10 protein-coding genes are annotated in these 13,243 nt (G+C 65.2%); 5 read left to right on the top strand and 5 right to left on the bottom strand.

The features are described from left to right. Positions 1–51: 51 nt before the first annotated feature. From ACVWZ4_RS29320 to ACVWZ4_RS29330, 3 genes are all read left to right on the top strand, one after another. On the top strand, positions 52–342 hold the full coding sequence (locus ACVWZ4_RS29320) for an FAD assembly factor SdhE (protein WP_456703630.1): 291 nt from the start codon (positions 52–54) through the stop codon (positions 340–342). Beyond that, on the top strand, positions 339–3,857 hold the full coding sequence (gene mfd / locus ACVWZ4_RS29325; protein WP_456741690.1) for a transcription-repair coupling factor: 3,519 nt from the start codon (positions 339–341) through the stop codon (positions 3,855–3,857). Before ACVWZ4_RS29320 ends, mfd begins: the two co-directional genes overlap by 4 nt. 384 nt (positions 3,858–4,241) lie before the next feature. After that, positions 4,242–4,670 carry a helix-turn-helix domain-containing protein gene (locus ACVWZ4_RS29330; RefSeq protein WP_456703628.1) on the top strand — a complete coding sequence of 143 codons (429 nt, stop codon included), beginning with the start codon at positions 4,242–4,244 and terminating at the stop codon, positions 4,668–4,670. Positions 4,671–4,705: 35 nt separating this feature from the next. Here the strand turns inward: ACVWZ4_RS29330 and ACVWZ4_RS29335 are convergent, their stop codons facing one another. The 3 genes from ACVWZ4_RS29335 to ACVWZ4_RS29345 form a co-directional block, all read right to left on the bottom strand. After that, a complete protein-coding gene (locus tag ACVWZ4_RS29335; protein WP_456735171.1) occupies positions 4,706–5,929 on the bottom strand; it encodes a GGDEF domain-containing protein in 1,224 nt (407 codons plus the stop codon). Between the two features lie 86 nt (positions 5,930–6,015). Continuing rightward, positions 6,016–7,518, bottom strand: a complete 1,503-nt coding sequence (locus ACVWZ4_RS29340) for an AMP-binding protein (RefSeq protein WP_456703626.1) — start codon at positions 7,516–7,518, stop codon at positions 6,016–6,018. Positions 7,519–7,522: 4 nt separating this feature from the next. Continuing rightward, complete coding sequence (locus ACVWZ4_RS29345) at positions 7,523–9,382, bottom strand: extracellular solute-binding protein (protein WP_456741691.1); 1,860 nt, start codon at positions 9,380–9,382, stop codon at positions 7,523–7,525. Between the two features lie 259 nt (positions 9,383–9,641). Here ACVWZ4_RS29345 and ACVWZ4_RS29350 point away from each other — a divergent pair, with 259 nt between their 5' ends. Further along, positions 9,642–10,457: an invasion associated locus B family protein gene (locus ACVWZ4_RS29350; RefSeq protein ID WP_456735169.1), complete on the top strand. Its 816-nt coding sequence runs from the start codon at positions 9,642–9,644 to the stop codon at positions 10,455–10,457. 82 nt (positions 10,458–10,539) lie between these two features. On the opposite strand, the gene hspQ is transcribed toward ACVWZ4_RS29350, so the two are convergent. Continuing rightward, positions 10,540–10,872: a heat shock protein HspQ gene (gene hspQ / locus ACVWZ4_RS29355; protein WP_018317973.1), complete on the bottom strand. Its 333-nt coding sequence runs from the start codon at positions 10,870–10,872 to the stop codon at positions 10,540–10,542. Between the two features lie 106 nt (positions 10,873–10,978). Between hspQ and ACVWZ4_RS29360 the strand changes: the two genes are divergently transcribed. Next, positions 10,979–11,932: an AEC family transporter gene (locus tag ACVWZ4_RS29360; protein WP_456703623.1), complete on the top strand. Its 954-nt coding sequence runs from the start codon at positions 10,979–10,981 to the stop codon at positions 11,930–11,932. Positions 11,933–11,935: 3 nt separating this feature from the next. Here ACVWZ4_RS29360 and ACVWZ4_RS29365 read toward each other — a convergent pair whose 3' ends face one another. Next, positions 11,936–13,120: a UbiH/UbiF family hydroxylase gene (locus ACVWZ4_RS29365; RefSeq protein WP_456741692.1), complete on the bottom strand. Its 1,185-nt coding sequence runs from the start codon at positions 13,118–13,120 to the stop codon at positions 11,936–11,938. Positions 13,121–13,243 lie beyond the last annotated feature (123 nt).

A 13,243-nucleotide genomic window follows, 5' to 3' on the forward strand; every position in this document is an offset into this window, starting at 1 on the left:
TCACCCCGGCCCGGCACGTCCGGGCTTTCGGCGTTTGACTGGATTTGAGACATGACGGGAACGACACGATCGAGCAACGGGCTGGACGACCGCCGCAAGCGGCTTCTGTTCCGCTGCTGGCACCGCGGCACGCGCGAGATGGATTTGATCCTCGGCCGCTTTGCCGACGCCGAGATCGGTAACCTGTCGGATGCGGAGCTGACCGAGCTCGAGACCCTGCTCGATGTCAATGATCCCGATCTCTACGCGGCCATCACGGGTGACAAGCTGCTGCCAGCCGACGTCACCGGTGCGCTGTTTACCCGGATCAAGGCCTATCCGATCGCGGACGACAGCGTATGAAGCAGGGCATGAAATCTCCGGCCGAGCTGCTGACGCCCGGCCGCGCGCTGACGCTTGCCAATGTCGCGGAGGGCGCCGAAGGCCTCGTCGTCTCCGATCTCGCGCGCGCCATTGCGGCCCGGCCGAAGAAGCCGGCCGTCAGTCTTGCGGTGGTCTGCCGCGACGGCGCGCGGATGCAGCAGCTCGAACGCGCCCTGCAATTCTTTGCACCTGATCTGCCGGTGCTGACCTTTCCGGCTTGGGACTGCCAGCCCTACGACCGCGTCTCGCCGCATGGCGGCATTTTGGCGCAACGCCTGACCACGCTGGCGCGACTGGCCGCGCTCACCGGCAGCGACAAGCCGCTGATCGTACTGACCACCGTGAACGCCGCCGTGCAGCGCGTGCCCGCGCGCGAGCTGGTCGCAGCGCAGGCGCTGTCGGTCGCGCCCGGCAATGTCGTGCCGATGGACACCGTCGTCGCCTGGCTGGAGCACAACGGCTACAACCGTTCCTCCACCGTACGCGAGCCCGGCGAATACGCGGTGCGCGGCGGCATCCTCGACCTGTTTCCGGCCGGCCTCGAGCAGCCCGTCCGTTTCGACTTCTTCGGCGACAGCCTGGAATCGATCCGCTCCTTCGATGCCGAGACCCAGCGCACGCTGCTCGACATGCGCTCGCTGGATCTGGTGCCGATTTCCGAATTCCAGCTCGTCACCGACACGATCAGGCGCTTCCGTATGGGCTATGTCGCCGAGTTCGGCGCACCCGAGCGCGATGATGCGCTCTACGAGGCGGTCAGCGAGGGCCGTCGCCACCCCGGCATGGAGCACTGGCTGCCGCTGTTCCAGGACCGGATGGACACGCTGTTCGACTATCTGCAGGGTGCGGCCGTTGCGATCGAGCCGCAGGCCGAGGACGCCGTCCGCGAGCGCTTCAAGCAGATCCAGGACTATTACGAAGCCCGCCGCGACGCGATGGAGCATCCGGGCGGCGGTGCCATCTACAAGCCGCTGCCGCCCGATCGGCTCTATCTGACCGACGAAGAGTGGACCAGACGCGAACGCGACATGCCCCTGATCCGGCTGACGGCGTTCTCGGTGCCGAGCGACGGCACCAGCGTGGTCGATGCCGGCGCTCGCAAGGGCCGCGATTTTGCGCCTGAACGTAACGACAGCACGGTCAACGTGTTTGAGTCCGTCGTCAGCCACGTCATGGCGTTGCAGGCCCAACGCAAGAAGGTGGTGATCGCGCTCTGGAGCGAAGGCTCGCGCGACCGCATGACCTCGATGCTGCGCGACCACAAGCTGGCTCACACCACCAGCGTCAACAGCTGGCGCACGGTGCAGGCGACCCCGCGCAACGAAACCATGCTCGCGGTGCTTGGGCTCGAGAGCGGCTTCGAGACCGACGAGATCGCTGTCATCAGCGAGCAGGACATTCTCGGCGACCGCCTGGTGCGGCCGCGCAAGGCCAGCCGCAAGCTCGACAATTTCATCTCGGAGGTGACGAGCCTCACCGCCGGCGACATCGTCGTTCACGTCGATCACGGCATCGGCCGCTTCATTGGCTTGCAAACGCTCGACGTCGCCGGCGCGCCGCATGATTGTCTCGAGCTGCATTATGCCGCCGAAACAAAACTGTTTCTGCCGGTCGAGAACATCGAGCTGCTGTCGCGCTACGGCTCCGACCAGACCACGGTCGAGCTCGATCGTCTGGGCGGTTCCGGCTGGCAGACGCGAAAAGCAAAACTCAAGAACCGCATCCGCGAGATCGCGGGCGAGCTGATCAAGATCGCCGCCGCGCGCCATTTGCACGAAGCGCCCAAGCTGCCGGTGCAGCAGGGCCTGTACGACGAGTTCTGCGCGCGGTTCCCCTATGACGAGACCGAGGACCAGCTGGGCGCCATCGAGTCCACCCTGAAGGACCTCGAGCTCGGCCGTCCCATGGATCGGCTGATCTGCGGCGACGTCGGATTCGGCAAGACCGAGGTTGCGCTCCGGGCAGCGTTCGCCGTTGCGCTCGAAGGCAAGCAGGTTGCGGTCGTGGTGCCGACCACGCTTCTGGCGCGCCAGCACGCCAAAACGTTCACCGAGCGATTCAAGGGCTTTCCTGTCAACGTGGCGCAGGCCTCGCGCCTGATCGCGACCAAGGAGCTGAACCAGGTCAAGAAGGGCATTGCCGACGGTTCCGTCGACATCGTCGTCGGCACCCACGCGCTGCTCGGCAAGGCGATCAAATTCCGCGACCTCGGCCTCGTCATCGTCGACGAAGAGCAGCATTTCGGCGTCACGCACAAGGAGCGGCTGAAGGCGTTGCGTTCCGAGGTGCACGTGCTGACGCTGTCGGCAACGCCGATCCCGCGCACGCTGCAATTGGCGCTCACGGGCGTACGCGAACTCTCGATCATCGCCTCGCCCCCGGTCGACCGTCTCGCCGTCCGCACCTTCGTCGCCCCGCATGATCCGCTGATGATCCGTGAGGCGCTGCTGCGCGAGCGCTATCGCGGTGGTCAGGCGTTCTACGTGGTGCCGCGAATCGACGATCTCGCCGAGGTCAAGGACTTCCTCGACAAGAACGTGCCGGAGATGAAAGTCGCGGTCGCGCACGGGCAGATGCCGCCCGCCGTGATCGAGGATATCATGACCGCGTTCTACGACGGCAAGTTCGACATCCTGCTGTCGACCACGATCGTGGAATCCGGACTGGATATCCCCAACGCCAACACGCTGATCGTGCACCGTGCCGACATGTTCGGCCTTGCACAGCTTTACCAGCTCCGCGGCCGTGTCGGCCGTTCCAAGCTGCGGGCATATGCGCTGTTCACGCTCCCGGCGCAGCAGAAGATCACGGCGCAGGCCGAGCGCCGGCTCACCGTGCTGCAATCGCTGGAGACGCTGGGCGCCGGCTTCCAGCTCGCCTCGCACGACCTCGATATCCGCGGCGCCGGCAATCTGCTTGGCGAGGAGCAATCCGGTCACATCAAGGAGGTTGGATTCGAACTCTATCAATCGATGCTCGAGGAGGCGATCGTCAACCTCAAGGCCGGTGTTTCGGAGCCCGCCGCCGACCGCTGGTCGCCGACGATCACCATCGGCATGCCAGTGCTCATTCCGGAGGATTATGTCGGCGATCTCTCGGTGCGGCTGTCGCTGTATCGGCGTCTCGCCGATCTCGACAGCGAGGACGAAATCGAGAATTTTGGCGCCGAGATGCGCGATCGTTTCGGCGTGCTGCCGGACGAAGTCCGCTATCTCTTCAAGGTCGCCGCGATCAAGGCGTTTTGCCGCCAGGCCAATGTCGAGAAGATCGATGCCGGCCCGAAGGGCGCCGTTATCACCTTCCGCGACAATTCCTTCGCCTATCCCGATCGCCTGGTGTCGTTCATCAAGAGCCACGGCCAGGCCGCCAAGGTGCGGCCCGACATGAAGGTGGTGTTCCTGCAGGACTGGGAGACGCCGGAAGAGCGCCTCGCCGGCACCACCGAGATCATGCGGCAATTGGCGCAGCTCGCGAAGAGCAAGAAGGCGGCGTAGCCCCGTGGTCTTCCCAGAAGGCGGCGCAGCACGATATCGCTGCGCCGCGCTTCACTCTGTCGGGTTTCTCCTGGCAGCTCCGGCGCGCGCTCCCGCTTCGGCGAAGGGGCGGATATTGTCTTTGGTGGCTTGGCGAGCGGATGGCTCGGACGCTGCGCGCGATGCGATCCGTTGATCACCTCTCGAGAAGAACGATGACCAATATTGCGACCGGCACCAAGCCGAGGCTGACCACGCCAATTGTAAAAAGTCGCTCGTTCTCGAAGGCTTGTCTCAGATTTCGATGCATCGTCATGTGTCTCGCACGCCAACATGGCTATGCTTTGCAACCACAGCATGCTCCGCGTAAACACGCCTTCGCAAGCAAAAATTGAGGTGGCGAAAATGGCCAGTGAAACGATAGCAGATTCAGATGCGGCATTGGCCAAGCGGCACAAGCAATCAGCGATCATCGGCCGCCTGACCGTTGCGGGATTCGTCGCGATGCGCAGCGGCTATCCTCGCAAGCACATCGGTGCGGTGTTTGAAGAGCTTCTGGTCTGCCTGGCCATTCGTGTCGCCGACGATCTCGGCGCGCCACCGCTGAACGCGTCGGAGCTGTCCAAGCGACTAGGCCTGCCGCGGTCGAACGTCCGTCGCTGCCTCGACGCCCTGGTCGGCGAAGGCGTCATCCGGAAAGAGGGAGAGCATGGCTACAGGGGCGAGATGGATTGGCTGACATCTCGTATCGACGCCGACTATTTTCTGAAGATCCGTGACGCGATCATTTGCGCAGCCGACGAACTGAAGGCGCTTGAGGCGAATATCACCTGAGACCGGGGGCTCGTGAGCGGGCCGCCTTCGTCGAATTACGACGCTGCCCGTGACGCATCCGCCGACAGCCGGGCCAACAACGACCGTGCCGTATCGGACGGCGACAGCGAATCCACCGAGACCACGGGATCACTGCGCATCTCGTGCTTGCCGTTCGAGGTGTGCTTCATGACCGCCGAGAGGCGGCGGGCGATCATGTGTGCCGTGCGGAAATCGGTCTCGGCGAACACCACGATCACCGAGCCGTCCTTCTGCGCCGCGCCAAAGTCCATCTGCCGCATCAGGCGGCTGAGGATGCGCGCGGCATCGAGTTGCGCGCGGGGATTGCCGGGATCGAAGGCGAAACGCGCCACCGACAGGCCGCCGCCGCGGGCGAGAGTCTCCTCCACGGCCTTTGAAAAGTCGCGGGCGAAGGCTTCCACCGTCAAGAGACCGCTGCGCGGATCGAGCCAGCCGCCGGCGTCGATCGAGCGCAGCGTGCGGCCGAGTTGTACCTCCATCGCGTGCTGGCGAATGAGCGGCAACGCATTGGCGGCGACCTTGGCGGGCTCGCCCGCGATCAGCTCGAGATTGGGCAGATCGTAGCTCCGGGTCAGCTGGTGCGCCGTAACCACCACGGGCAGATTGCGGAAGCGCGTGTCCTCCGCGAGCACCGTGAGGAAGGCATCAATGACGCGCGGGGTGAAACCGTCGGACAGCACGACGCCGTCGATGTCACGGGTGTTGAGGTGCTTTGCCGCGGCTTCGATCGAGAGCGCGCCGACGACGCCGGTGCGTTCGCCAAGCGCGACCGAGAGCGCAGGGTAGGCGGCGCCACGGCCGATCAGGAGCACGATGCCATCGCGCACCGGGTCGGTTTCCGGCAGCGCGACTTTCGTCTCCGGCAGGCGGCGCAGCACCGTGGCGTGCAGCGTGCGCACGCGGATCGCCGCGCGCAGGCGTGCGATCAGGCGTTCGGCGGTGTTGCCGCGCGTGGAGAATGGCAGCGCGTTGTGAGGCAGCGACCCCTGTGCATCGAGCGCGACCAGCGGAAGATAAAGCGGCTGACCGGCGATTGTCTTCGCCAGCAGCGGCATATGGGGTTCGTGCCCGCCGTACATCGCGGCGAGGACGGCGGCCGGCTGCACCTGCTCGACGGCACGCGCGGCGCTGGCCCAATCGCTATCGACGACCGGAAAAAGACGTGCATCGTCCAGCGCCGCAATGAAGGCGGGGCGCTCGGCATCGGACACAAACAGAATGGGGCCTGTCTGGGACATCAAAAAGACTCTGATCACGCAATCGATGCCGCGCAATCTAGTCCGGCCGCCTTAATGCAGCGTCAATGTATGAGGCGAAACTGCGCCTAGACCGACCCGGAACGGTCGCGAAAAGCCTCGACCATCAGGGGGTTAAGCCCGAGTTCGCTGAGCGCCTCGCGGGCGCGGGCATTGTCCTGGGCCCGGCCCGCCAGGCGATGACCGGAGAGGCGGTCGGGCAGGGCGGTGAGCAGCGCGCCCTGGCCGAGGCGGCGGGCCCATTCCTGGAGGTCGTTGGAGAGGAAGCGGTAGCCGCCGACGGCCATAATGCCTGATGGCGGCGCGGTAATGCAGATCGCGCCGCTGGCGCGGTCGATCCGCGCGGCATAGCCGGTGTCGACATAATCGCGCGGCGGTTGTGCGGTCAGCGTCTCGCCGACCGGCTGCGGCGGCGCATAGGCCGCGATCGGTATCATGGGGCCGCGAAGGCCGAGCGTGCCCTTCGGCGTCAGCAGGATCTCGCCTGCGATCGAGGACCCCGACTGCTCGCGCGGAGCGCCGTGCGGGCCGGGCATGACGGTGACAGGCATGCCGTCCTCGCCACGCCTTGCGCCGAACAGGCCGGCCTCGCCGAACAGATAGACATCCGTGAGCGGCGCATGCGGTGCGATCCAGGCTTCGCTCGCCGCCACCTGCTCCGGCGCGCGCCAGAGCCCGAGGACGTTGCGCAAGGTCGGCATCCGCGCGGCGAGCCCGGAATCGCCAAGCCGCAGCGCGAGCTGCGCCGGCGCGATCAGCACGTCGCATTCGTGCTCGTTGATCTGCTGCTCCAGCACCTCGCTGTCGAACGGATGATGCAGCGCCAGCGCGCCGCCGCAGAGCAGCCAAACCGCGAGCGAGGACGCGAGGCCCGCGAACGACATCGGCGTGAAGGCCGACATCACGGTTGCGCCCTGCTGGATGTCGGCTTCCAGCGACATCGCGAGCCCTCCCGCGATCAGGCTGAAATGCGGCCGCGGCACCGGGCGAAAGCCCTCCGCCGTGACGTCGAAGGAGATCATCGCCGCCTTGCGGCCGTCCTGAATCACGGCGCGCGTGGTGCCGGGTGGCCGCGCCAGCACGTCGTCGAGCGAGGCCATGCCTTCGGGCAGTTCAGCCCCGAAGCCGAAGACGTGGCGGATCGAAAAGGCTTCGGCGGCTGCATGCATCGCAAGGTCGGCATAGCTGACGCCGTCGAGCTTGCTCATGGTGACGATGGCGCGCGCCGCGGTGCGGTTGAGCGCGGCCGCAAGTTCCGCCTGCCGCCAGAGCAGCGGCAACACGGCAACCACGAGACCGGCGCGATGGGCGGCGAGCACCGTCAGCACGAATTCGACCGTCGCGGGCAGCTGGATCGCGATCACCGAATTGGCGGGCAGGCCCGATTCGACGAAATGCGCCGACAGCGCCTCGATGGCGGTGTCGGCTTCGGCATAGGTCAGCCGTCGTGGCTGATGTCCGGTGATGCGGAATTTGTTGAGGGGATCGAGTAGGGCGGGCGCGTGCGGTTGCCGCATCAGGGTCCGCTGGAACAGCGTGTCGAGCGTCGGCGATACGGCTGGCTGGTTCACGGCGTCACTTCGCTGGACTGGCTTGAGGCTCACGCTTCGCCCACCAGGTCTCCGGCAGATAGCCCGAAAGCGCGGTGGTCGATGGTCGTTCTATCCGATTCCAGTGCGCGATCCATTGCTCGGATACGTTAAACAGGGGGATTGTGTAGAAGCCGGCGATCAGGGCACGGTCGAGCGCCCGTACCGCCGAGACAAAGTCCGTATGATCGCGGGCCTCCAGCAGCGCCTTGATCATGGCATCGACCGCGGGGTCCTTGGCGCCCATGTAGTTGCGGGTGCCCGGACTGTCCGCGGCTGCGCTGCCCCAGTAGAAATATTGCTCGTTACCGGGCGACAGCGACTGGTCCCAGCGGTTCTCGATCATATCGAACTCGTAGGCCAGCCGGCGCTGATCGAACTGCACGGGATCGACGGCGCGCACGCTTGCCTCGATGCCGGCGCGCTTGAGGTCACGCTGGAACGCGAGCGCGATGCGCTCCTGGTCACGGGTCATCACCAGCATCTCGAAGATGAACGGCGCCTTGGTCGCGCGGTTGCGCAGCACCGTGCCGTCGAGATCGTAACCGGCGTCGGACAGCAGTTTCAGCGCTGCGCGCAACGTGGTGCGGTCGCGCCCCGAGCCGTCGGTGACAGGAAGGCGGTAGCTGCCATCCATGATGTCCGCAGGGATCTGCGCGGTAAAGGGTTTGAGCAGCTCACGCTCGCGCGCATCCGCAGGGCGTGCATAGGCCGAGAGGTCGGAGCCCGCGAAATAGCCGGCGACGCGTGAGTAGAGCGAGAAGAAATAGCTGCGGTTGACCAGCTCGAAATCGAACAACAACGTCAGCGCCTGGCGCACGCGGATGTCGGCGAATACGGGACGTCTCGTGTTGAACACCAGGAATTCGGAGGGCTGCGGTACGCCTGGCTTGATGATGTCGCGGATTACGTCGCCGTTCTTGGCGGCCGGGAAATCGTAACCGTCGTGCCAGCGCAGCGGCTCGTTCTCGACGCGGAAATCATAGAGGCCGCGCTTGAACGCTTCGAACTGGCCGTTGGCTTCGCGATAATAGTCGAGCCGGACCTCGTCGAAATTGAAGAGGCCGCGATTGACCGGTAGATCGCGGCCCCAATAATCGGGATTGCGCGTCAGTGTCACGCTGGCGCCGGGCTTCACCGCCGTGACGCGGTACGGGCCCGAGGCGATCGGGCCTGACAGCGTCGTCTCCTCGAAGGTCGCGACGTCAACCGTGTGCTTCGGCAGGATCGGCATCAGGCCGAGGATCAGAGGCAATTCGCGGTCATCGGCGCCGGTGAGGTCGAAACGGACAGTGAGGGGATCGCTCGCCTCGGCCCTGGCGACCTTGGCGTAATATTGCCTGAGATTGGGGCGGCCGTGGTCGCGCAGGAGCCGCCAGGAGAACAGCACGTCCTCTGCCATTACCTGCTTGCCGTCCGAGAAGCGGGCGCGGGGATCGATGTGGAAGGTGACGTAGCTCCGCTCGTCATTGGTCTCGACGGATTTGGCGAGCAGGCCGTAGAGCGTGAACGGCTCGTCCTGGCCGCGCGTCAGAAGACTCTCGACCACGTAGCTGCGGATCGGCTGGACCGCCAATCCCTTCACGATGAACGGATTGAGGCTGTCGAAGGTGCCGAGAATGCCCCAGGTCAGACGGCCGCCCTTGGGGGCATCGGGATTGGCGTAGGGCATGTGGGTGAAATCGGCCGGCAATGCCGGCTTGCCGTGCATGGCGATCGCATGCGCTTCCTCGGCCCTCGCCGCGTTCGCTGACAGGGTCGCGGCGAGGGCCTGTATCGCAAGGACCAAAACAAGGCTGCAGAGACGGGCGCCGGAGCCCTTGCGCAGGCGCTGGAACATGAACATTCGTACACGTTGATTCGAGAACCGCCGGACCTGAATCCTATCACAGGGATTTCACTGGGCGCCCGCCCGGATGTGGCCAAAGACGCTTGTCGGCATTGATCTTTTCGTCGACCACGTTATGAAGGCACGCAATCGCGCAAGAGCGCCGAGCCCGTCACTTATCTGCCTCAATTGACGGGGAGAGAGCCGCGCCCAAGGCGGCTTGGGTCGGTGCATCGGAGCGGTTCGGGCACTTCCCGTTCAGAAAGGGTTTTCTGCAATGAATTTCCGTTATTTGGCCGCGTCCGTCCGGCCGCGCGGGCGAGTTCTCGCTCTGTTGACGGCGACGGCATTGGTCATTCCGTTTGCCGCCGAAGCCCAGACCCCACCGGCCGCCGCGCCGAAAGCCAAGGCCGCGCCAAAGGCGGCCCCCAAGGCCCCGGCCCCGGCGCCCGCGCCGGCTGCCCAGGCCCAACAGGCTCCGGCCCAGCAGGGCGCGCCAGCGGCGCAGGGCGCTCCGCCCGCGGATCAGCAGATCCAGCTGATCTACGCTCCCTGGACCAAGTTCTGCCTCAAGGGCCAGGACGCCAACGCCAAGCAGGTTTGCTTCACCGGCAAGGACGGCCGCATCGAATCGGGTCAGCCGGTCATCGCCGCCGTGATCATCGAGCCCGAAGGCGAGCCGAAGAAGATCCTGCGCGTGACGCTGCCGCTCGGCATGCAACTCGTGCACGGCACCCGCATCATCGTCGACAACAACCCGCCGCTGCAGAGCCCGTATGTGATCTGCTTCCAGAACGGCTGCATGTCCGACTACGAGGCGACGCCCGAGCTCCTCAACAACATGAAGAAGGGCCAGAACCTCGTGGTGCAGGCGATCAACGCCAACGGTGCGCCGCTGACCCTGCCGCTGCCGCTCGCCGGCGAATTCCAGAAGGCCTATGACGGTCCGCCGACCGATCCGAAGGTGTTCGAGGAAACCCAGAAGAAGCTCCAGGAAGAGCTTCAGAAGAAGGCTGAAGAGCAGCGCAAGAAGCTCGAGCAGCAGGGCGGAGCGCCGGGTACACCCGGTGCAGCGCCGGCGGCCCAGAAGTAGTCGGGCTCAAACCCCTGATATGAAAAAGGCGCTCGGTTCGAGCGCCTTTTTTGTTGCCCAGATGTTTTATTGGCCAGCTGTTCTAGTTCAGCGAGGGATTGCGCGGGCGGTAGCCGCCATCCTTGTTCTTGATGAAGATCTCGGCGACCTGGGAATGCCGGATCGGTTCGCCCGATTCGTCGGGCAGCAGGTTCTGCTCGGAGACGTAGGCGACGTACTCGGATTCCGCGTTCTCCGCGAGCAGATGATAGAACGGCTGGTCCTTGTGGGGCCGTACTTCCTCGGGGATCGACAGCCACCACTCTTCGGTGTTGTTGAATTCCGGATCGATGTCGAAAATCACCCCCCGGAACGAGAAGATCCGGTGGCGAACGACCTGGCCGATCTGGAATTTGGCGGTCCGCGCTTTAATCATTCCCCGTCGATAGACCAGGATTGTGGCCGATGCTAGTGGCCTGATCCGGAATTAACCCGCCGGTGCGGGACAGACAGCTTCAAAATCTTCAGAAAAACCTTTATCTATGGTTGCTATCCTCAATCTGGCGCTACCTTATTTCGGCTTGATCTTTGTCGGTTTCGCCTGCGGCAAGGCCAAGTCGCTGCCGGAATCGGGGCTGGCCTGGATGAACTTCTTCCTGCTCTACGTATCGCTGCCGGCGCTGCTGTTCGCGATCATGTCGAAGACTCCTTTTTCGGAATTGAATAACCCGCCGTTCCTGGTCGCAACCACGCTGTCCACGGTCACCGCGTTCACCCTGGCGCTGGCGGTCGGCAAGCTGCTCGGCCGCCTGACGCTGCGGGAGGCGACGCTCGCAGGACTCTCCGGCGGCTACGGGAATATCGGCTATATGGGGCCGGGTCTGGCCCTCGCCGTGCTCGGGCCGAAGGCCTCGGCGCCGACAGCGCTGATCTTCTGCTGCGACAGCATCTTCCTGTTCACGATCGTGCCGCTGTTGGTCGAGCTGTCAGACCGCGAACATCCCTCGATCCTGCATGCCTTCGGGGTCGTGCTGAAGCAGATCGTGCTCAACCCGCTGATCATGTCGGCCTGTTTTGGCGCGGCCGTGGCGGCGCTCCATATCGAACTGCCGGTCGCGCTCGATCGCACCATCACCTTCCTCCAGAACGCCGCTGCCCCGACGGCGCTATTCGTGCTCGGCGTGACCGTGGCGCTGCGCCCGTTCGACCGCGTGCCGTGGGAAGTGCCCGGCGTGATCGCGGTCAAACTCCTGATCCACCCGCTGGCGGCGTTCGGCTGGATGCTGGCGTTCGGCCCCTTCGCGCAGCCCTGGGCTGCCACGGCCATCCTGATGGCCTCGCTGCCGCCGGCGCTGAATGTGTTCGTGATCGCGCGCCAGAACGATGCCTGGATCGAATCGGCCTCCGTCGCGGTGCTGCTCGGGACGTTCGCCTCGGTGGTCACGCTGACCGGAGTGATGTGGCTGCTCCAGACCGGCCGGCTGGTGTTTCCGTAAACGCTACTTTCGCCAGGTCGGCGTCAGCCCCTCGCGCATGGCAAAGCGCCGGAGCGGGCCGATGGCACCCAACAGATGCAGGCCGACAGCGCGGACCGGCTGAAGCGGCAGGAAATCGTTGAGCAGCGAGCGGTTGGCGATGTCGATCACAAAAGTCCGGCTCAGAATATCCGGGCGCCGCGCTCGGTCGTAACGCTTGAGCACGTCGTCCGCGCCGGGATCATGGCCTGATGCGATGGCCTCGCCGGCGAGTCCGGCGATGTCAGCGGCATCCCGCAGACCGAGATTGAGGCCCTGGGCGCCGATCGGGGGGACCACGTGGGCGGCTTCGCCGACCAGGGCGATGCGGTCGCGAGCAAAGGATTGCGGACGTTCGATCGCCAGCGGGAACAGGCTGCGACCGGGCTCGACCGTCATCCGGCCGAGAATGGAATGCGACTGCTTCTCGATCGCGGCGGAGAGCTCCTCGTCGCTCAAGCCGCGCAGTCGCTCGGCTTCCGCGGGGGCCGAGACCCAGACGACGCTGGAGCGGTTGCCGGGCAGGGGGACGAACACGCAGGGGCCATGCGGGGTGTGGAACTCGGTCGAGACGTTGCGATGCGGCCTGGCATGGCTGACGTTGAAGGTCAGCGCCGTCTGCGTCAGGTCGCGTCGCGTCACGGCAATTCCGGCAGCCTCCCGGCACAGCGAGTGCCGGCCGTCGGCGCCGACCACGAGCCGGGCCGAGAGGAATTGTCCCGATGCCGTGCGGATGGCGACATCATCAGCTTCGATCACGACGCTCTCGGCCTCGTCGTCAAAACGAACGAGATTCGGCAACTCGGCCGCGCGCGCTTCGAGCGCCAGCATCAGCGAGCGGTTGTCGATGTTGTAGCCGAAGGCGTCTCGCCCGATTTCGTGGCAGGAGAACCGGACCTCCGGCGCACGGATTAGCCTGTTGGTGTCGTCGACGAGACGCATCACCTCGAGTGCGGCGGCCTTGTCCCTGCAGCGCGGCCAGACGTCCAGGCTCTCCAGCAGATCGACGGAGGCACCCAGCAGCGCAGTGGTCCTGTTATCGGCATAGGGCAGGCGCCGCGCCACCAGCGCGGTCCGCGCGCCGGCCTGCGCCAGTGCGATCGCGGCCGCGAGGCCTGCCGGTCCACCGCCGATGATGGTCGCGTCAAAGAACGTCGATGCGTCTGTCATGGAACGACATGTGACACGCCCTGTGGCAAATTCAAGCCCACCTATTTCGCCTGATTTTATAACGAATTGCGCGGCCGATGCCCCATCGGCGGATGTGCAAACCGGTCGCGTTCTGGTAGCAGA

The organism is Bradyrhizobium sp. USDA 4472, assembly GCF_054058595.1.

Coding starts and splice junctions, on each gene's coding strand:
- ACVWZ4_RS29330 (WP_456703628.1), top strand. CDS start 4,242: ATGGCCAGTGAAACGATAGCAGATTCAGATGCGGCATTGGCCAAGCGG.
- ACVWZ4_RS29365 (WP_456741692.1), bottom strand. CDS start 13,120: ATGACAGACGCATCGACGTTCTTTGACGCGACCATCATCGGCGGTGGA.
- ACVWZ4_RS29345 (WP_456741691.1), bottom strand. CDS start 9,382: ATGTTCATGTTCCAGCGCCTGCGCAAGGGCTCCGGCGCCCGTCTCTGC.
- hspQ (WP_018317973.1), bottom strand. CDS start 10,872: ATGATTAAAGCGCGGACCGCCAAATTCCAGATCGGCCAGGTCGTTCGC.
- mfd (WP_456741690.1), top strand. CDS start 339: ATGAAGCAGGGCATGAAATCTCCGGCCGAGCTGCTGACGCCCGGCCGC.
- ACVWZ4_RS29320 (WP_456703630.1), top strand. CDS start 52: ATGACGGGAACGACACGATCGAGCAACGGGCTGGACGACCGCCGCAAG.
- ACVWZ4_RS29360 (WP_456703623.1), top strand. CDS start 10,979: ATGGTTGCTATCCTCAATCTGGCGCTACCTTATTTCGGCTTGATCTTT.
- ACVWZ4_RS29335 (WP_456735171.1), bottom strand. CDS start 5,929: ATGTCCCAGACAGGCCCCATTCTGTTTGTGTCCGATGCCGAGCGCCCC.
- ACVWZ4_RS29350 (WP_456735169.1), top strand. CDS start 9,642: ATGAATTTCCGTTATTTGGCCGCGTCCGTCCGGCCGCGCGGGCGAGTT.